Annotated in this window: 17 protein-coding genes; 9 read left to right on the top strand and 8 right to left on the bottom strand. The window is 66.0% G+C overall.

What is annotated here, in order from left to right:
• Window positions 1-3 precede the first annotated feature (3 nt).
• Window positions 4-2,526 (bottom strand): FAD-dependent oxidoreductase, encoded by a 2,523-nt coding sequence (locus VI480_RS12750; RefSeq protein ID WP_323673231.1) that lies wholly within the window; start codon window positions 2,524-2,526, stop codon window positions 4-6.
• Window positions 2,527-2,759: 233 nt separating this feature from the next.
• Between VI480_RS12750 and VI480_RS12745 the strand changes: the two genes are divergently transcribed.
• From VI480_RS12745 to VI480_RS12735, 3 genes are read left to right on the top strand one after another with little or no spacing between them, the layout of a single operon-like run.
• Window positions 2,760-4,469 (top strand): formate--tetrahydrofolate ligase, encoded by a 1,710-nt coding sequence (locus tag VI480_RS12745; RefSeq protein ID WP_323673230.1) that lies wholly within the window; start codon window positions 2,760-2,762, stop codon window positions 4,467-4,469.
• A gap of 12 nt (window positions 4,470-4,481) precedes the next feature.
• Window positions 4,482-5,342: a methylenetetrahydrofolate reductase gene (locus tag VI480_RS12740; protein WP_323673229.1), complete on the top strand. Its 861-nt coding sequence runs from the start codon at window positions 4,482-4,484 to the stop codon at window positions 5,340-5,342.
• The gene (locus VI480_RS12735) at window positions 5,339-6,031 is read left to right on the top strand and encodes a hypothetical protein (RefSeq protein ID WP_323673228.1); all 693 of its coding nucleotides are present in this window, start codon (window positions 5,339-5,341) and stop codon (window positions 6,029-6,031) included. The genes VI480_RS12740 and VI480_RS12735 overlap by 4 nt, the downstream gene beginning before the upstream one ends.
• Here the strand turns inward: VI480_RS12735 and VI480_RS12730 are convergent.
• From VI480_RS12730 to VI480_RS12715, 4 genes are all read right to left on the bottom strand, one after another.
• Entirely contained in the window at window positions 5,993-7,267 is a 1,275-nt protein-coding gene (locus tag VI480_RS12730; protein WP_323673227.1) for an MFS transporter, read from the bottom strand. The genes VI480_RS12735 and VI480_RS12730 overlap by 39 nt on opposite strands.
• Window positions 7,268-7,300: 33 nt before the next feature.
• On the bottom strand, window positions 7,301-8,515 hold the full coding sequence (locus VI480_RS12725; protein ID WP_323673226.1) for an NAD(P)-dependent oxidoreductase: 1,215 nt from the start codon (window positions 8,513-8,515) through the stop codon (window positions 7,301-7,303).
• Window positions 8,516-8,678: 163 nt separating this feature from the next.
• Window positions 8,679-9,638, bottom strand: coding sequence for a D-erythronate dehydrogenase (gene denD, locus VI480_RS12720; protein WP_323673225.1), 960 nt, complete (start codon window positions 9,636-9,638; stop codon window positions 8,679-8,681).
• 60 nt (window positions 9,639-9,698) lie between these two features.
• Window positions 9,699-10,022: a hypothetical protein gene (locus tag VI480_RS12715; RefSeq protein ID WP_323673224.1), complete on the bottom strand. Its 324-nt coding sequence runs from the start codon at window positions 10,020-10,022 to the stop codon at window positions 9,699-9,701.
• A gap of 80 nt (window positions 10,023-10,102) precedes the next feature.
• Here VI480_RS12715 and VI480_RS12710 point away from each other — a divergent pair, with 80 nt between their 5' ends.
• Complete coding sequence (locus tag VI480_RS12710) at window positions 10,103-11,293, top strand: CoA transferase (RefSeq protein ID WP_323673223.1); 1,191 nt, start codon at window positions 10,103-10,105, stop codon at window positions 11,291-11,293.
• A gap of 42 nt (window positions 11,294-11,335) precedes the next feature.
• Here the strand turns inward: VI480_RS12710 and VI480_RS12705 are convergent, their stop codons facing one another.
• Window positions 11,336-12,637 (bottom strand): dihydroorotase, encoded by a 1,302-nt coding sequence (locus VI480_RS12705; protein WP_323673222.1) that lies wholly within the window; start codon window positions 12,635-12,637, stop codon window positions 11,336-11,338.
• 101 nt (window positions 12,638-12,738) lie between these two features.
• On the opposite strand from VI480_RS12705, the gene VI480_RS12700 reads away from it, so the two are divergent.
• Together VI480_RS12700 and VI480_RS12695 are read left to right on the top strand one after the other, a co-directional pair.
• Entirely contained in the window at window positions 12,739-13,644 is a 906-nt protein-coding gene (locus VI480_RS12700; protein WP_323673221.1) for a phytanoyl-CoA dioxygenase family protein, read from the top strand.
• A 45-nt stretch (window positions 13,645-13,689) separates the two neighbouring features.
• Window positions 13,690-15,261: a phosphotransferase family protein gene (locus VI480_RS12695; RefSeq protein ID WP_323673220.1), complete on the top strand. Its 1,572-nt coding sequence runs from the start codon at window positions 13,690-13,692 to the stop codon at window positions 15,259-15,261.
• A 46-nt stretch (window positions 15,262-15,307) separates the two neighbouring features.
• Here VI480_RS12695 and VI480_RS12690 read toward each other — a convergent pair whose 3' ends face one another.
• On the bottom strand, window positions 15,308-15,733 hold the full coding sequence (locus VI480_RS12690) for a DUF1761 domain-containing protein (protein ID WP_323673219.1): 426 nt from the start codon (window positions 15,731-15,733) through the stop codon (window positions 15,308-15,310).
• Window positions 15,734-15,760: 27 nt separating this feature from the next.
• Window positions 15,761-16,231: an SRPBCC family protein gene (locus VI480_RS12685; RefSeq protein ID WP_323673218.1), complete on the bottom strand. Its 471-nt coding sequence runs from the start codon at window positions 16,229-16,231 to the stop codon at window positions 15,761-15,763.
• A 163-nt stretch (window positions 16,232-16,394) separates the two neighbouring features.
• On the opposite strand from VI480_RS12685, the gene VI480_RS12680 reads away from it, so the two are divergent.
• Genes VI480_RS12680 through VI480_RS12670 form a run of 3 tightly spaced genes read left to right on the top strand, consistent with a single transcriptional unit; the run spans window position 16,395 to window position 19,699 of the window.
• Window positions 16,395-17,177, top strand: a complete 783-nt coding sequence (locus VI480_RS12680; RefSeq protein ID WP_323673217.1) for an SCO6745 family protein — start codon at window positions 16,395-16,397, stop codon at window positions 17,175-17,177.
• A gap of 6 nt (window positions 17,178-17,183) precedes the next feature.
• A complete protein-coding gene (locus VI480_RS12675) occupies window positions 17,184-18,959 on the top strand; it encodes a glutamine--tRNA ligase/YqeY domain fusion protein (protein ID WP_323673216.1) in 1,776 nt (591 codons plus the stop codon).
• A complete protein-coding gene (locus VI480_RS12670) occupies window positions 18,956-19,699 on the top strand; it encodes an SDR family oxidoreductase (RefSeq protein ID WP_323673215.1) in 744 nt (247 codons plus the stop codon). Before VI480_RS12675 ends, VI480_RS12670 begins: the two co-directional genes overlap by 4 nt.
• Window positions 19,700-19,807 lie beyond the last annotated feature (108 nt).

Here is a 19,807-nt window from a genome sequence, read left to right as displayed (position 1 = left end):
CCCTCAGGCCTTCATGCGGCTGTCGTCGGGATCGAACAGCGCGAGATTCGCACCTGTCGCCGCCACCGTGACCGGGTACTGCTCATGTTGGTACATGACCGACAGCTCAGCGCCCACAGCGGCCAGTTCGGGCGGCAGGTAGGCCATTGCCAGGTAGGCGCCGAGCGATGGGGCATTGCCCGCGGTGGTGACTCGGCTCACCCTGCCGTGCGAGTCGACGATCCGCTCCCCCGCCGGTGTCAGCACAGGTTCGTTGCCTGCGCCCATCGGGAAGCGGTCGTAGCCCTCGGCACAGCGCAGGCTGTCGAAGCGCAGCATGGCGAGCTGGGCTGCCGGCGGCGCCTCCCGGGCTGCCAGATAGGCCTCCTTGCCGATGAAATCGGCAGCTTTCACCCGTGGTCGGGCCAGGCCCGCTTCGACCGGGTTGTAATCGCTCTCGAGCTCGGCACCCATGAGCCGGTAGCCCTTCTCGAGCCGCCCTGTGGTGCCGTACACCCCGGCACCGACCGGCCTCAGGCTGTATTCCCGCCCGGCCTGTGTGATGGCATCCCACAGGGCCAGCCCTGCGCTCGTGGGGCAGTAGATCTCGAAGCCGGCATCGCCGACGTAGGAGATGCGGAACATCTGCACCGGGATTCCCGACAGCAGCGCATCGCGTACCTGGCCGTAGCCGAAAGCCTCCTGCGACAGGTCGGTTTCGGTCAGCGTCTGCAGCAGCGCGATCGCGTTGGGACCCCACACGCCATAGGTGGCCAAAGCCTCAGTGCGGTTCTCGAAGTGCACTCCGTCGGCGGGGAGGTTGTGGCGGAACCAGTACTCGTCACGGCCGCCGTCGAATGCGCCGGTAGCAATGCGGAATCGGTCCTCGGACAGGCGCACGATCGTGAGGTCCGAGCGGAAGCCGCCGTCGGCGGTGAGCACCGGGGTGTAGATCGAGCGCCCAACCGGCAGGTCGCACTTGTTGACCACCATCTTCTCGATGTAGGGCACCACGCCTGGGCCCGACACCTCGAACACCTGGAACGGCGAGATGTCCACCAACCCGCAGTGCTCGCGCAGGTGCAGGTGCTCTGCATCGGTGATGGGGCTCCACCAGCGAGCGTCCCACTCGTGGGTACGGCCCTCGACGCCGTACTGCTCGACGAGATCGGCATTCGTTTCGTACCAATGCGGTCGCTCCCAGCCGCCGGCCTCGAAGTAGTAGGCGCCGAGGTCGTCGGTGCGGGCCTTGGCGGGGCCGCAGGTCAGGTTGCGGCGCGTCGCCCACTGTTCGCGAGGGTGCACGATGCCGTAGGTCTTGTTGAAGTGCTCGTCGGCCCGGGTCTCGATGTGGATGACGTTGCGGTCCTGGGGGTAGAAGCGCGTGACGTCCGAGCCATGGGGATCGGTCATGCGGGGATAGCCGTAGGTCATCCACTCGGCCATCAAGCGCCCGACACCAGGTCCTTCTTTGACCCACACCGCTGCCACCGACCACAGGTTCTCGACCTCTGGTGTCGGACCCAAGACCGGGGAAGCATCGGGCGTCAGCGAGAGCAGGCCATTGATGGCGTACTTGATCTCGCCGTCGCCCAGGAACTCCATCAGCTCAATGGCCTGCTCAAGCTGTTCGTCGAAATCATCGGGCGTGAACGGCATCTCGGTGGGGCTGAGCGCTGCTTCGTCGTTGGAAGGGATGTCCTCCACACGGTGCAGGATCGGCCGGTGGGCGTAGCTGCCGACCTCCATGGAGCCAGCGGACTGGCGCTCGTAACAGAAGGTGTCCATGTCGCGCACGATCGGGTAGGCCAGCTCTTGATTCGTCTCGACGAGCACGTCGAATGGGCCGACATCGACCATCTGGTGGACCGCAGGCGTGAGCGGGATAGTGGCCCCGGCCAACTGCGCGAGCTTGGGGCTCCACACGCCGCAGGCGATCGCCACCGTGTCGCACTCGATGCGGCCCCGGTCGGTCACCACTGCTGAGATGCGGGGGCGGTTCGGTCCGGTCACGGTCTCGATGTCGAGCACTTCGGTGTTGGCGAAGGTCTGCAAGTGGCCGGCCTCGGTGGCCCAGCGGCGCATCTGCGTTCCCGTCTCCAGCGAATCCACGGCCGAGACGCTGGGGGTGTAGAAGCCGCCCAAGATGACATCGGAGTCGATGAACGGCACCATTTCGACGACCTCGTCGACCGTGAGCAGTTTCGACTCGATGCCCCAGCACGTCGCCGAGGTCATGCGGCGGCGGAACTCCTCCATGCGCTCGGGGCTGCGCGCCACTTCGATACCGCCGCAGGTGTTCTGCAGACCCAGTGCCTCGTACTGACGCTGGCTGTCGACCGTGAGATCGACGATCTCCTTCGAGTGATCAACGGGGAAGATGAAGTTCGACGCGTGGCCGGTAGATCCGCCCGGATTGGGCAGCGGACCCTTGTCGAGCAGCACGATGTCGGTCCAGCCGAGATCGCTGAGATGGCCGACCAGGCAGTTGCCGACGATGCCCGCACCAATGACGACACAATCTGCCCGCGCCGGAAAGTCACTCATAGCTCTCATCCCCCGCCATTGCTGGTCAACAGCATGCCGCAGCACTGCTGCCACATATCGCTGCTATGGATCAATGCTGTTCTGTATGATGGAACAGTTCCACTCAGCGGAACAGCAACTAGGGGAACAGTAGCCGAACGACCCGGCAATTGACGACATCGAACCAGTGGCGCAGCGAGGCCGCAGGGTTCTGGCAGGGTGTAGAGGGCTCAATTCGTGTGGGGGTGCACGGCATGGCGACAACAGGCGGATTTCCAAGCGATCTCGAGATTGCATCGGCTGCACAGATCCGGCCGCTGACCGAGATCGCGGACGAGGCGGGCATCCCGCGGGACTACTTGGAGCTGTACGGCACCGGTGTGGCCAAGGTCAAGCTGGAAGCCGTCGAAGCGATGGCTGACCGGTCCCGGGGGCGCTACGTGGTGGTGACGGCCATCACCCCGACGCCGCTCGGTGAGGGCAAGACGACCACCACGGTGGGACTCGGGCAGGCGTTCGGGCACATCGGCCGAACCGCCACCATCGCCATCCGGCAGCCGTCGATGGGTCCGACCTTCGGCATCAAAGGCGGAGCGGCCGGCGGGGGCTACAGCCAGGTGGTGCCGATGGATCTGTTCAACCTGCATCTCACCGGCGATATGCACGCCGTCACCGCAGCGCACAATCTCTGCGCTGCGATGCTGGACGCGCATCTGTACCACGGCAACGAGGCCGGGTTCGACATCCACAACATCACGTGGCGGCGAGTGCTCGACGTCAACGACCGGGCCTTGCGCAACATCACGATCGGATTGGGCGGCCGCCTTGACGGCATCCCGCGCGAGTCGGGTTTCGACATCACCGCTGCCTCGGAGGTGATGGCGACGCTCGCGCTGTGCACCTCCATGTCAGACCTGCGTGCCCGGCTCGGCCGCATTGTGCTGGGCTACACCTCCGGCGGCGAACCGGTGACCGCCGAGGAGATCGGCGCCGCCGGCTCGATGGCAGTGCTTCTGCGCGAAGCCATCAAACCGAACCTCATGCAAACCTTGGAGGGTTCCCCGGCGCTCGTGCACACGGGTCCCTTCGGCAACATCGCAACCGGGAATTCCTCGATCGTTGCCGACCAGATCGGCATCGGCACGTCCGACTTCCTGCTCACCGAGGCGGGCTTCGGTGCCGACATGGGCGCGGAGCGGTTCTTCAACATCAAGTGCCGGTACTCGGGGGTCTCGCCCGACGCTGCAGTGATCGTGGCGACCGTGCGTGGCCTCAAAGCTCATTCGGGCAAGCACCGGATCGTGGCCGGCCGCCCGCTGCCGCCGGCACTGCTCGAGGCCAACCCCGAGGAGGTGCACGCCGGCGGCGACAACCTCCGCAAACAACTCGAGAACGTGCGCATGCACGGTGTCTCGCCGGTGGTGGCGATCAACCAATTCCCCGGCGATCACGAGGCCGACCTCGCCGCCATCGCCGACATCGCTGCCGAATACGGTGCCCGCTCGGCGCGCTGCACCCAATTCGCCTACGGCGGCGCCGGCGCGGCCGACCTTGCCGAAGCCGTGGCCGAAGCTGCGGAGGAGCCGACGGATTTCTCGGTGCTGTACCCCGATGACATGTCGCTGCGCGACAAGATCCGCGCCGTCGCGACCAACGTGTACGGCGCAGACGATGTGAGCTACACGGCCCGAGCGAACCGTGAGATCGACGGCTATGAGCGCAACGGCTTTGGGAACCTGCCGGTGTGCATTGCCAAGACCCACCTGTCCATCTCGTCGGATGCCTCGCTCAAGGGTGCCCCGACCGGCTGGACACTGCCGGTGCGTGAAGTGCGGGCATCGGTTGGTGCCGGGTTTGTGTACCCGATCTGCGGCGACATGCGCACGATGCCTGGTCTCGGCCGTGACCCGGCGGCGCGCCATATCGATCTGGATGCCGACGGCGACATCGTTGGCCTGAGCTGAACGGAGCTGTTGTTGCTGAAAGATGCTTCTGGGCGCCGTCGACTGCTGCAGCACGCCCAGTGGGAGCTGATCCCGCTGCGCAATCTGGCCGAGCAGCTCCCGCACCTGCCTCCCCAGTCGCCGGTGTCGGTGACGGCGTCGGCGTCCAAGACGCTCGAGGACACCCTGGACCTCACTGCCGAGCTGTGTGCACTGGGCCACCACCCTGTGCCCCATGTCGCAGCTCGCATGGTCACCAGCCGTGATCATCTGGAGGAGCTGCTGGGTCGCATCGAATCGATGGGTCTCAGCGAGATCTTCTTGGTCGGCGGCGACGTCGCCTCCCCTGCCGGGCCATTCGACAGCGCGGTCGGGCTGCTCGAAGCGCTGCGCGAGATCAGCCACTCGCTTGTTCACATCGGCGTCACGTCCTACCCCGAGGGGCATGCGCTCATCACCGACGCCGTGCTGCATGAAGCGCTGCACGTCAAGCAGGTGCTGCTCGCCGAGGCAGGTATCGAGGGCCACGCCGCCACCCAGATGTGCTTTCACCCCAAGGCGATCCTGGAATGGCTGGCCGCCGAGCGCGACAGCGGATTGAACCTTCCCGTGCATCTCGGCATTCCCGGTGCAGTCGATCCGGCACGGCTGCTGCGGATCGGCACGCGGCTGGGAGTCGGCGCATCTCTGCGCTACCTGCGCAAGAACACCGGTGCCGTGGCTCGCATGCTGCGCCCCGGAGGCTACGACCCGAGTGGGCTGGTCGACCGGGTCGCCCCCCACGCGGAGCGACTCGACATAGCCGGCCTGCACGTCTTCACCTTCAACGCGATCGCCGACACAGTCGCCTGGCGCGAGTCGGCGCTCGCCGAGACGTCCTCACGCCACAGGTGAGTACCAGCCGTCTGACGTTGCCGGCGTGGCTGCTCGCCGCGTCCGAGATTGCCTTGCTCGCAGCCTTGGGCATTGGGCATCGCGTGTACTGGCACGGGGGCGTCGACCTCACGTACGTGGTCTTTGCCCTGTTCCTCTCGACCAATCTCGTGATCTGCTTCTGGGAGATTTGCCTCTTCTTCCGGCGCGATTACATCGAGTCTCGGTCTGCCCATTGGCAACAACAACGTCTGCGCACTGGCAGGAGCCCAGCACTCGCATTCCTTGCGACCAAGGTTCCGCTGCGGTCGGCGTTCTCCCCGACCGTTTGGGCCGACGTGTGGGCCGCCTATTCCGTGTACGACGGCTCGTATGCCGATCGCCGCACCTATGGGTTCAACGTGGACGTGGGCAATGGCTTCATCACGGCGATACCCACGCTGATCCTGTACGCAGCGTTCACCACGGAGTTCCTTTCGCCGCTTGCGGCAGGAATCCTCGGGGTCATGTTCTTCTGGCAGTGGACGTATGCGACGTCTGTCTACTTGTGGAGCTTCTTCATTGCCAAGCGCCACCGAGACATCAGCAGAGGCGAGGTGTACGGCATGATCCTGGGGTTCAACGCTCCCTGGATCGTGGTCCCGCTGCTGGGGCTGTACGTCTCCATCCGCCTAGCCGTCGACGGCAGCTACAGCGTCCTGGGCGGTTGAAGGCGAAGTTCTGCGTCGATGCTCCAGCAGCGGCGGAGCAGGCTCTTCGGAGATGCTGAAGTGGATTGCTGCTGCCGCGACACCGAGCGCGGCCGCCAGCCACCACCACAGGTCGTATGAGCCGGTGAGCTCGCGGATCTCGCCACCGCCCCAAGAGCCGAGGAATGCCCCTACCTGGTGGGACAGGAAGACGAACCCGAACAGCGTTCCGGCCCTGCGCACACCGAATTGTCCCAGCACGATGCCCGAGGTCAATGGCACGCTGGCCAGCCACACGATCCCGATCACGACGCCGAACCCGAGGGCCACCACGGGGGTCGCCGGCAGCAGCACCAAGCCGGCGAAAGCAAGCGCCCGGGTGCTGTACATGATGCTCAGCAGCCGGCTCTTTGCGAACCGCATGCCCAGCGCGCCGGCGGCAAACGCTCCCACGATGTTGAACAGGCCCACGAGCGACCACGACATGTTGGCGACCGCAGTCTCGAGGCCGGCGTCGGTGAGCGTCTTGGGCAGGTGCACTCCGATGAACGTGACGTGGAAGCCGCAGACGAAGAACGTGCAGTTCACCAGCAGGTAATCGCGATGGCGAGCCGCCCTCGCCAACGTCGTCAGGAGCGATTCGTCGTCGTCCGGCACCGCTTCGGTGGCTTCGGCGGGCCCGGACTGGGTGCGCAGCGGCCGGACGAACAACCCGATGGACACTGTGACGACGGCCAGGACGGTCAACGCGCTGCGCCAGCCGAATGCGCTGATGACAGCGCCGGTCAACGGCACCAGCACGAAGTGCCCGAGCGAGCCGCACGCCGTGGCCACCCCCAGCGCCATCGAGCGCCGCTGGGGGTCCACGAGCCGGCTCATCGACGAGAGCACGACCGCGAAGGACGCGGCTGACATGCCAAGCCCGACGATCACCCCTCCGCCGAGATGCAAACCGGCGGGTCCGTTGGCTGTTGCCATCACGAGCAGGCCGCCTGCATAGGCGACGGCACCCACGAGCAGAGTCCGTGCCGCGCCGAATCGGTCGGCGACAGCACCTGCAAGGGGCTGGCCTAGGCCCCACACGAGGTTCTGCAGGGCAACGGTCAATCCGACCGTGCCGATACCCACGTCGAGCGCCCGATCGATTGCGTCGGGGAACAGCCCCATCGTGGCTCGCACGCCCAGGGTCAGCGCTGTGATGATGCTCCCCGTGACCAGGATCGGCGCGATCGAATTCTGGCCGGTCCCGGGGCGCACCGAATCAGGGTATGGCTGGGACCCGGTGCACACTCAGCGGGGGTTGATCAGGCGGACCCCGTACACCGCTTCCATCTCGCCCAGCTCACCCAGCACCTTGCGTGACGGCCGGCGAGACACCCGGATGGTGGCAACAGCTGCGTGGTGCTTGGGCCCAGCCAGGATCTCATTGCGCATCTGCAGCACGTTGATGCCGCTGGCACGCAAGGCCATGAGGATCCCCGCCAGCACGCCTACCTGATCGCGGTGACGGACGACAATCGTGCTGCGACCCAGCGGCCGCTCCGCCCGATTGACGCAGTTGACCACGTCGCCTGCAGTGAAGGCTTCGAGCACCTCGACGACGCCGTCAGCAATGTCTTCGGAGGCCTGCACTGTGGATGCGCCGACGTGATGCGTGCCGGTCACACGCGGGTGCGATGCAAGCGGCGAATGCCAGTCCGGGTCGGCGCCGGGCGGTTCCCCGCAGAACACATCGAGTCCGGCCCGCATCCCTCGCTCGTCCAGCGCGCGCAGCAATGCCCCCTCGTCCACGATCTCTCCACGAGACGTGTTGAGCAGGATCGCCCCGTCCGGCATCTTCGCCAGGAAGTCGGCATCGACGAGGCCGCACGTCTCGGGCGTGGCGGGCAGGTGCACCGAGACGATGTCGGCGCTTGCGAGCAGGCTGTCCCAGTCGGGATGGATCACGATCTCGAGTTGCTTCATGTCAGCCAGCAAGGCGGCAGAGCGATCTGAGCGGTACAGCGCCGAGAGCTCGATGCCGAATGCCGCCGCGCGATGAGCAACCTCGATGCCGATAGCGCCCATGCCCACGATCGCCATCCGGCGGCCCTTGAGACCTGTGGCGCCCATGTACTGCGACTTGTTCCAGCGGCCCTCATGCAGGTCTGACGTGGCATCGGGGATCTGCCGGTCGACCGCCAGCAGCAAGCCCATGGTCAATTCGGCGACGGCCACGGCGTTTCGGCCCGGCACATTGCAGACGTAGATGCCGTACTTGCTGGCTCCGTCACAGTCGATCGTGTCGGTTCCGGCACCGGCTCGCAGCACCATGCTGAGCCGATCGGCGGACTTGAATACCCTGCGCTTCACTTCGGTGCTGCGCACCACGAGCACCTCGATGCCTTCGATGTGTTCGGCAAGATCGTCCGCCGTCAGTTCGGGCTTGACGATGCATTCATGGCCTGCAGCTTCGAGCCGGCCCAAGCGTCCGGTGTCGATCTTGTCGGCAAACAGAATGCGCATCGGCGTCACCGCTAGGACAGGGTGTGCGGTCACAGCGCCGCCGCAGCAGCCGCCGGGACATATACCCGCATGTCTAGCCAGTGTGCCAAATGCGCGACCCTGCGCGGTGCCACTGTTCACCCCGCTCTTGTTCGCTCCGCTCACGGGCCGCTGAGGCCCTGGCTCAGTCGGCCACGAAGTCGTCTTCGAGGTAGGCGCGGATGATGTCGTCGTAGCTCCGGTCCGGAATGAAGCCCAAGCTCAGGGCTCGCTGCGCGTCGAATCGCTCGGGCCATCCGGCAACGATGTCAGCGATGTCCGGCGCGGGTGATTCAACGATCAACCCTGCTGCATCGGCACCGGCCACACGAGCGAGGGCTTCGATCTGCTCACCGACGGTGACCGACACCCCAGGCATGGTGAGGTTGCGGCGTGCTCCCAAAACTGCGCTGTCCAACTCTGCGGCATGGAGCAGGTACCTGATCGCCGTGCGCGGGCTGGCATGGCTGTGGCGTACGTCCCTGGATACAGGCAGCACGGCTTGAACGCCGGCCAGCGGCTCCCGGATGATGCTGCTGAAGAAGCCGGAAGCGGCGGCATTGGGAGAGCCCGGACGAACACTGATGGTCGGCAGGCGAACGCCGATGCCATCGAGGAAACCGCGGCGGCTGTAGTCAGCGAGCAGCGCCTCGGCGACCATCTTCTGCGTGCCATAAGAGGTGAGCGGTGTCAGGTGGAAATCGTCGGGAATCGGATCGGGAAATGGCGCGCCGAAGACCGCTATCGATGACGTGAATACAACCCGTGGGGTCCCCTCGGCGAATCGCAACGCATTGAACAGCGCTCGAGTGCCGTCGATGTTGACGGCCATGCCCTTGTCGAAATTGGCCTCGGCTTCGCCCGAGACGACGCCCGCCAGGTGGAATACGACATCGGGCACTGGCCTCAGCAACTCAGCGGCGACTCCGGGTTCGCAGAGGTCGGCGATGTGTGCGAAGCAGATGCTGTCCTCGATGGGTGTCTCGACTATGTCGATGAGATCGATCCGGCGGATGGGGTTTGCACGCAGCGTGCCGACGTCAACGAGTCGCTTGGTCAGCTTGCGGCCGAGCATTCCTGCGGCCCCGGTGATCAGCACGTGCATCCGGCGAACCTCGCTTTGGACATGTCTCGGGCGCTCCCGCCGGGGCCGGACCGTGCCGTGTTACAGCAGTTGTCCGATGTCAAGAACGAGCAGGATCACCAGGAGCACGATGATCCCGACGTTGAGCACGCTGACCGGCCATTTCCAGCGGTGATCGGAGTGCCAGTGCCGCTTGATGCTGGCGAGGTTCGCCCACAGTGCGATGAGCGAGATGGGTATGCCCACTGCAGGACCCACTCCTGGCGCCAGCCCGATGAATGGCGCCACGAAGGGCAGGATCACATATGCCAGCGTGCAGCGAATGGCCGAGATCAGGATGGAGAACCGCAGCGTGCGAGCGGATGCTTCGTCGAGCTCCGGAGCTGCAGCGGCGGTGTCGGTCACGGTCGCCCATTCTCGCAGCCGCAGCCGCTCACTACCATCGTTGCCAATTGCTGCGACATCACTGTGATCAAGGGGAAACCATGGCCGGCGCACTCGATGGAGTACGAGTTCTGGATCTGTCCACACTGGTGCAGGGACCGCAAGCAGCAGCCATGCTGCACGGTCTCGGCGCCGAGGTGATCAAGATCGAACTGCCCCAAGTCGGCGACGTGGGCCGCCACGTCGACGTCCTCGAGGACTATGGCCACTCTTCTGTCTATATCGCGTGCAACCGGGGCAAGCGCTCGGTGACGCTCGACTTGCGTGTCGACGCCGGCAAGGAGGCCTTCCTGAAGCTGGTGGAGACCTCCGACGTGGTGCTCTCGAACTTCAAGCCCGGCACGCTCGACGAGTGGGGTCTGGGCTATGACGACCTCGCAGCCGTGAACCCGGGCATCATCTGGGCTGCCGGCAGCTTCCTGGGTCCCTACGGTCCCGAAGCCGACCGTGAGGGCGCCGACATCGCCGGGCAGGCTTCCGGCGGCGTGATCGCTTCGAGCGGCTTCGACGGCGGACCGCTGTCGACCTATGGAGCGCTCGTGGCCGACCACTGCGGTGCCCAAAATCTGCAAACGGGGATTCTCGCTGCGCTGTACGCCCGCGAGCGCACGGGCCGAGGGCAGCGGGTCGATGTGAGCCTCCTCGGCGGTCAGATCTGGCTGCAAGCCGTGGAATACACCCACTTGCTGCTGACCGGTGAGGAAGCAGGTCGGTCCAATGGCGGGCACCCCTTGGTGCACGCCTTGTACGGCGTGTTCCCTACTTCAGACGGCGCCATCGCCATGGCGGGCTGCCCCGAGCATCTGTGGCCAGGCATGTGCCGAGCCATTGAACGGCCCGACCTCGAGGACCATCCGCAATGGAATGCCTATTTCGTGCCTCGGGAGGTCGCGCTGGAGCTGCGGGCGTTCTTCGCGGAGGTGTTCGCCACCCGGTCCACCGAGGAATGGTCGAAGCGGCTCGAAGCCGAAGAGCAGCGCTTCTGTGCGGTGCGCAGCCATTCCGAAGTGGTGGCTAACGAGCAGCCGTACGCCAACGGTTACCTCGTCAAGGCAGACCATGACGAGTGGGGCACTCAAACCTGGGTGGGTTGCCCCATCACCATGTCAGACACACCCACGCGACCCGGCATCGATGTGGCCGAGCTGGGCCAGCACACCGAAGAGGCGCTGCTCGAGGCCGGCGTCGAATGGGACGATCTTGAGCGCTGGCGAGAAGCGGGAGCCTGGTAAGCGGTTCCTGCCTCCGCAGCCAGGGCATCTGTGGTTCGCCGCTCACGCGTTCAGTTCGTTGTCGACAACAACTGATTCGCCTGCCAGCACTGTGTGGCGAACGCGGCCCGTCAGCGTCCGGCCGGCCCAGGGCGAGTTGAGGCTGCGTGATTGCAGCGTCTCCGCTTGAACGGTCCAGTTCTGGGCTGCGTCGAAGACCGTCACGTTTGCGGGCGATCCCGCAGCGATCGGCTGGCCGTGGTCGGTGATGCCGGCGATACGGGCGGGTGCCGTCGACACAATCTCCACGAAGCGCGCTGGTGACATCTGGCCGGGAGCGACGAACTCCGACCACACCACCGATGCCATCGTCTCCACGCCGATCATTCCTGGAGGGGCGTCGGCCAGTGGCCGGTCCTTGAGCGAGGGATGGTGGGGAGCGTGGTCGGTCGCGACGGCGTCGAGCGAGCCGTTGATAATGCCCTGGCGAAGCGCCGCTACGTCATCGGCCAACCGCAGCGGCGGGTTCATCTTGCCGGTCGTCCCGAGCCGCTCGACGTCGTCTTCGGTGAGCACTAAGTGTTGCGGGGTGACCTCCGCCGTCACCGCCACACCGTCTCGTTTGGCCCGGACTACCAAGTCCATTGCTGCGGCCACCGAGAGATGCAAGACGTGATAGCGGCCTCCTGTTCGTCTGGCCAGCTCGATGTCACGGTGGACCACCGAGACCTCTGCGGTTGCAGGCCGCCCTTGCACGCCCAGCCGTTCGGCTACCGCACCGGCGTTGATGACTCCCCCGGCGACCATCGCGGGATCTTCCGCGTGCTGACTGATCACCGCGCCAGGCAGCCGCACCGTCGTCGCCAAGGCGGCCTCCATGAGCCCATCGTCGGCCACACAGTCGCCGTCGTCGGTGAACACACGCACCCCTGCGTCATACAGCGCTGACAGATCAGCCAGCCGCTCCCCCGCCCGTCCTGCGGTGATGGCCGCAGAGGTCCGGACGTCGCACGGCACACCTGCGGCCAGCGCGAGCACCTCGGTGACCATGCCGGGTGTGTCGATCGGCGGGTTCGTGTTGGGCATGATCACACACGCCGTCACGCCTCCCATCGCGGCACCTGCGGCACCGGAGGACATGTCCTCGCTGTCGGTAGCGCCTGGGGTGCGGAAGTGGACCTGGATATCGACGAATCCGGGCATGACCCACGCATCCGACGCATCCAGCGTCCGCTGCGCCGCCGGGGCATCCCCAGCGGGCACCACCGCTGCGATGCGCCCACCCTCGATAACCACATCGACAGGTGCAGCGGCATCGGCCGGGCCAACCAGTCGACCCCCTGAAATCACTAGATCTGTCGCCACCGGCTCACCCTAAGCAACCAGCCGCTGCGGCGGGTGTTCCGTCGCCAAGTGTCGTGCAGGACCCACAGAATCGGGAGGGCGTCGCCCGGTACGGTTTGGGCATGACTCTTGCCGATGTCGCTCCGCCCGCCAGAGACTCCATCTCGGACCGCCAGCGTGCCAGCTACGAGGCGAATGGCTACCTGTGCCTATCGGGCTTTGTCGGTCCGGAATGGCTCGACGAGCTTCGTGCCGTGACAGCGGAATTCATCGATGCCAGTCGCTCGGAAACCGCCTCAGGCAAGGTCTTTGATCTCGAACCCACGCACACGGCCGATGCGCCGCGGCTGCGGCGGCTCATCTCGCCGGTCGATCAGCATCCGACATACGCACGGTTCACCTTCGAAGGGCCGCCGGCACAGCTCGCCGCAGCGCTGCTAGGCGGACCGGTGCGCTACCACCACTCCAAGCTCAACTTCAAGTGGTCTGACGGCGGCGAGGAAGTGAAGTGGCACCAGGACATCCAGTTCTGGCCTCACACCGACTTCACGCCGCTGACCATCGGCGTGTATCTCGAAGATGTCGACGCCGAGATGTCCCCGATGGGCGTGCTGCCCGGCAGCCACCGCGGTCCGCTGTTCGACCAGTACGCGCCCGACGGGGCCTGGGCGGGGTCGATGGCCGATGCCGACGTCGCAGCCCTGGAGCTCGACCGGGTGGTGTACCTCGGCGGGCCGGCGGGTTCGGTCACGGTGCACAACTGCTGCATGATCCACGGCTCGCTGCCCAACAACTCGCCCCGACCCAGGCCGTTGCTGCTGCAGACCTATTCAGCAGTCGACTCCTACCCCATCAGCCATATCGGCGCCAACGGCGTGCTCGGCTCAAGCGGCGGTCGGATCTGCGGCGGAGAGGCATCCCAGATGCTCACCATCGACGGGCGAACGATGCACGGGGCACCGGACTGGTCCCGCAAGGGCCCGCCGACGATCTTCGGATCACAGCAGAGCGACCACGCCGACGGCTGATCTGCCAGATCGCACCGGACCCGATTCCCACCTCGGAAGTGCGCGATGACCGGCGAAGGCCAGCATCGGTTGCCTGACTTCTTCGACGCGCTTGATGCGGCAGTGCGCCGTGAGATATCCGATTGCACTCGTTTGGAGGACGCTGAACGCCTGAGCGGCGGCGCCAGCATGGAGACGTACCGGCTGCGCTGTCGCCGTATGTCGGATGCTGCGGTCACCTTCGACATCTGCCTGCGCCGGGGGCCTGACGGCGAAGATCGTGAGGGCGACAACGTCACGGGCGTGGCAGCTGAGGCGCTGTGCATGAGCACGGCCCGCTCGGCCGGCGTTCCCGAACCCGAGGTGCTGTACGTGCTGCAGGACGCTGACGGCATCGGCGCAGGGTTCCTCATGGAATGGCTGGACGGCGTGACCTTGGGTGCCCGCATCGCTCGAGCGCCAGAGATGGCCGGAGCGCGTTCACGGCTGGCCTTCCAGTGCGGGCAGGAAATGGCACGCATCCACGGCATCGATCTGGAGGCGACCGGCTTGGCGGAGGCGTTGCGCAGGGTCGATCCAGGTGAGTACCTGGTCGAGTCGTGGGACCGCTACAGGGAGATGCCCACTCCTCAGCCGATGATCGACTTCGCGGGTCGGTGGCTCATCGAGCAGTTGGAAGGCCGCGGGCCGGTCGAACTCACGTTGGTGCACAACGACTTCCGCAACGGCAACGTCATGGTGGATGCCGACGAGGGCCTGATCGCTGTGCTCGACTGGGAAACGGCCCACATTGGCGATCCGATGCGTGACCTGGGATGGATGTGCACCAACTCATGGCGCTTCGGGCAGCGACACTTGCCGGTCGGCGGTTTCGGGCACTACGAGGATCTGTTCGCCGGATATGAGAGCGTGGCCGGTCACCCTGTCGATCGGGACCGTGTGCAGTACTGGGAGGTGTTCGGCTCGTTCTGGTGGGCGGTGGGCTGCCTCGGCATGGCTGATCGCTACCGGATCGGCTCCGATGCCACTGTGGAGCGGCCCGGCATCGGCCGGCGCAGCTCGGAGTGCCAGCTCGACTGCGTGAACCTCATCATTCCCGGGCCTGTCGAATTCCTCCCCGCCGTGTCTGAACTTGGTCTCCTCGAACCCGACTTCGGCCGCCGGCCGAGCGAGCCGTCGGCGCTTGGGGGCAGCCACACCAGTGCTGCCGCACATGCCGCGGCAGGCGACATGCCCCGCATGGACGAGCTGCTCGAGAGCGTGCGCGACTTCCTGCACGGCGAGGTCCGCCAAGCCACCGAGGGACGCACGAACTTCCTCGCTCTCGTGGCTGGCAATTCGATCGACATCGCGCTGCGGGAACGCCTGATCGGCCCGCAGCTGCATCGTTACGAGCTCGACCGGCTCACCGCTCTGGTAGGCGACGCGGCACTGCCGGCAAACTCAGGGCGCTCGGGGGACGCTGCAGTCGCCGAGCAGGTGACTGCCTTGCGCTGGAAGCTCGTGCACGCGCTGCGGGACGGCTCGATGCCGCTGGACGAACCCGGTCTAGCGGACTACCTGCGCACCTCGGCCGCACACCAAGTGGCGATCGATCAGCCCAAGTACTCAGCCTTTCGCCACATCGCCGGTCAGTGACCACGCCGGCCTGAGCGGGTGCGGGCCCTGCAGCCCAAGAGCTGGGCTATTGCCACAGCGCCAGCAGCACACCGATGACGCTGTAGGAGACCAGCGGGTAGCCGGCGTTGATCGCGAGCAACCGGACACTGCGGCCCTCGAAGGCGTAGTTGATGCCGTTGGAGGTGACGACGAAGCCCACCGCGGCCAGCACGCCCAGTCCGAGGCCCTCGCCGAACGAATCGACATCGAGACCTTGGCCCAGCAGCGCCAGCGCCAGCGTGAAGACGAATGCCAGCACGATCGCCAGCACGTAGGGGTACCACTGGCGCGGTGTGCCCTTCATCGCCTCCATGTCCTCGTCGGTCAGCCCGACTTCGGCCATCCACGGCTTGGCCAGCGTGCTGTACCAGGCGGCACCGAGTACCTGGTTGAACACGATCGCCACGACGATCGCCCACCAGTTCAGGTTCCCCAAGCCCATCGCATCCATGTGCGTCCTCCCAAACTCCCGGACGAGCTATGACTCGGCGGCGGCCTTGATGGCGGCGAGAGTCTCGGCCATGCCGGCACGCACAACGTCCGCCCGTGCTGCGAGCTGCTCGGCACTGAGTGGCTGGAGCGTCGGCGGCAGCGAGAGCACGTCCCAGACTTCAGTCAGCGATGTGCCGCCGGCATCAGCAGGTGCCATGCGATAGGTCCAGCGCACATACGGGCCTTCAGGATCGCCCGGCCGAGTCACCCATTCGAAGCACTCCTGCGGCTGTGCCACGGTGACCGTGCAGGGCACACTCCATTCGCGTTCGCCGATTCGGTTGTGACCCTCGAACGTCGAGCCTTCGGTGCCAGGCGTTCCGCCCGTCCAGTCGGCTCCGACGTTCTCGGGGCTCCACTCCCCCATCCGGGTCACATCGGACACTAGGTCGTAGACGGCCTGCGGAGACGCAGCGATTTCCACACTCGTCTCGTGCTGCATTCCATGAACGGTCATGGCACGAACCGTAGTGCGGCCCTGTCGAATGGGTTCGGGTCGGTGTCCCACGACGAGCATCGCGTCTCGAAGTCTCGGGCCATACCATGGCGGCCACCTCGGGCGGGTCGTGTAGCCGCCCGCAGGCATCGACGCACGAGAGCCACAGGTCCGAGGAGCACACATGGGCGAGATTCCCCGCAGCGAGGACCGTCGCAGCCCGATCCGGCGGCTGGGGCGGTTTGTCGAGCCCATCCACACGGTGGCCTATTACTCACCGGAGATCTACGGATTCAACGACGACGGATTCAAGGGCTGGTGGCATGCGTACTTTGCCTACCGATCCGCCCCCATGGGCGCCGTGAGCGCTCCCACCGTGACGTCGGTCTTCTACAACTTCGCGCCGCGCATGGTTTCCCGAGCGGTGCCTGGATGCTGGGATGTCATGGAGCCCGATGCGGTGCTGGCCCGCTACCGCGAGCTCACCACCGCGTCCATGGGTCGCGCGCTGGGCGACTACCCCGAGCCTGCCGACATCGCCGGTGCTGCAGCGGCGCTGCGCAGCTTCACCGCCGACCTGCCTGCCGGTGCGCGGCCCCTCTATGGCGCCTGGGCACAGCAGCCCTGGCCCAGCGAGGACGGCGGCGACGCCACTATGGACCTGTGGCACGGCTGCACGCTGCTGCGGGAGTTCCGCTTCGATGCTCACAACCTTGCTCTGGCAGCAGGAAGCCTGGATGCGGTTGAGTGTCACGTCATGATGACCAGCGGCGGGCACGGCAATGGCGCCACCATTCAGAAGATCCGCGGCGAGACAGATCGCCTCTCGCTGGCAGCGGCCGAAGCACTCGATGCCGGCGATCTCGAAGCGCTGCTGGGTCAGCTGGAACGCGTGATGGACTACCTGGTGGCGACCGGAACCGTCTCTGGGACGTGGCCGCCGCCGCACGTCACGGTCGACGCCTGAGCCCCTGTGCCTGATCGATCCGCCGCGGGACCCTCGAACCCGGGCGAGAACAGTGGGAGTGACTTCATCCGTGACCTCGTCGCCGCGGACACGGCGTCAGGCCGGTTCGGGGGCCGTGTCCAGACGCGCTTCCCGCCGGAACCGAACGGGTATCTCCACATCGGTCATGCGAAGGCAATCTGCCTCGACTTCACCGTTGCGGCAGAGTCCGGCGGGCGCTGCTTTCTGCGATTCGACGACACGAACCCTGCCACCGAGAGTCCCGAGTACGTCGACGCCATCATCGCCGACGTGGCCTGGCTCGGATTCGAGCCGCAGGAAATCCGCTTCGCCTCCGACTACTTCGATCAGCTCTACGACTGGGCGGAGCTGCTGATCAGCCGAGGGCTCGCATACGTCGACGATCAGGATGCCGAGGCCATCTCGGCCGGGCGAGGAGGCTTCGGCCAGCCGGGAACAGACAGCCCGTTCCGGGACCGTCCTGTGGACGAGAACTTGCGTCTGTTCCGGGAGATGGCGGTCGGCCAGCACCCGCAAGGCAGCCGGGTGCTGCGGGCCCGTATCGACATGCAGCACGAGAACATGCAGATGCGAGACCCGGTGATGTACCGCATCCGTCACCAGGATCACTACCGGCAAGGCGACCGGTGGTGCATCTACCCCACTTATGACTGGGCCCACGGTCAGGGCGATGCGATCGAAGGCGTCACGCATTCGCTGTGCACGCTGGAGTTCCGCGACAACCGTGCGCTGTACGACTGGTACCTGGAGCACCTGCCGCTCGCCGAGTTGGACTATGCAGGCGACCGCCCGCATCAGACCGAATTTGCCCGCCTGGAACTGACCAACACGATCACCTCGAAACGAGTCCTCCGTCGTCTAGTGGAGGATGGTCATGTGGACGGCTGGGACGATCCTCGCTTGCCGACGCTGCGGGCGCTGCGGAGACGCGGCTATCCCCCCGCGGCCATTCGGGACTTTTGCGGCTTCATCGGCGTGGCGCGTACTAACAGCCGGCACGCACCCGAGCTGCTCGAATCGTTCGTGCGCACCGAGTTGAACGCCATCGCGCCACGACGGATGGCCGTGCTGCGACCGCTGAAGCTGGTGATCACGAACTGGCCGACCGACGATGACGGGAATCCGCTTGTCGAGTACCGGGAGGCTGTCAACAATCCCGAGGATCAGTCGGCAGGCACTAGGCAGGTGCCGTTCAGCGGCGAATTGTGGATCGAGCAGGACGATTTCCGGCTGGAGGCGCCGCCCAAGTACTTCCGGCTGGCGCCAGGACGCGAGGTGCGGCTGCGCGCGGGCTACTTCGTGCGCTGTATCGACGCCGTGACCGACGCCGGCGGAAGGGTGACCGAGGTGCGCTGCACCTATGACCCCGAGACTTCCAGCGGTCAGGCCCCAGACGGTCGCAAAGTCAAGGCCACCATCCATTGGGTCAGTGCCGCGCACGCCGTGCCCATCGAAGCGGCACTGTACGAGCGACTCTTCGACACTGAGCTCCCGGGCGAGCGCACCGGTGATCCGCTCGACGACTTGCATCCGAACTCGCGCGAGGTCTGCACCGGGGTTGCCGAACCCGCAGTCACCGATATCGCTCCCGGCCAGGTGGTGCAGTTCGAACGGCTCGGCTACTTCTGTGCCGACAATGCTGCTGCGGGCAATGCAGAGCCAGGCAGCTCCGCGCCGCGGCTCTTCCACCGCACCGTCGGCTTGCGTGACGAGTGGGCAAACATCCAGAAGCGCCGACAACAACAAGGAGCACAACGATGAGCGACCGGGTGGCGGTCATTACTGGCGGCGGCACCGGCATCGGTCGGGCGTGCGCACTGGCACTCTCGGAAGCCGGCTGGAAAACCGTCGTGTGCGGTCGCCGCCGGGAGCTGCTTGACGAGGTGGTGGATCAGTGCGCTGCCGACGCCCTTGCCGTGACCTCAGATGTGTCTGATCCTTCTGACGTGGACGCCTTGTTCGCCGCCGCCGTCGAACAGTTCGGTCGTGTGGACCTGCTGTTCAACAACGCCGGCATGGGTACCCGCCCGGTGCCGGTGGACGAGCTGCCGATCGACGACTGGATAGCCACGGTCGGGGTGAACCTGACCGGTTCGTGGCTGTGCGCCCGCGCCGCGTTCGCGCAGATGAAGCGCCAGCAGCCCTCCGGCGGACGGATCATCAACAACGGATCAGTTTCGGCACAGACTCCCCGCCCGCACTCTTCCCCGTATACGGCCACGAAACATGCCATCACCGGGCTCACCAAGGCCCTGTCGCTGGAAGGGCGGGATCACGGAATCACCGTCGGCCAGATCGACATCGGCAACGCCGAGTCGCCCTTGACGGCCCCGATGGCCACGGGCGTTCCCCAGGCCGACGGCAGCATCCGTGCCGAGCCGCTGATGGATGTCGACGACGTGGCCCGTGCTGTGCTCTACATGGCCGAACTGCCCGCCGACGCCAACGTGCTCACCATGACCGTGATGGCCAACGGCATGCCGCTCGTCGGCCGCGGCTGACAGCGGCGCAGCAGACTCGGCCGCGGGTAACCGCGGCGCAGCAGACTCGGCCGCGGATAATCGCGGCGCAGCAGACTCGGCCGCGACTGAGCTCTTTTTCGTAGGCTG

The organism is Candidatus Poriferisodalis multihospitum (genome assembly GCF_028283155.1).
In the GTDB taxonomy this organism is placed as follows: Bacteria; Actinomycetota; Acidimicrobiia; order Acidimicrobiales; family Poriferisodalaceae; genus Poriferisodalis; species Poriferisodalis multihospitum.
Note: the sequence above shows the minus strand (reverse complement) of the source record. Positions and strands in the feature narration are given on the sequence as shown.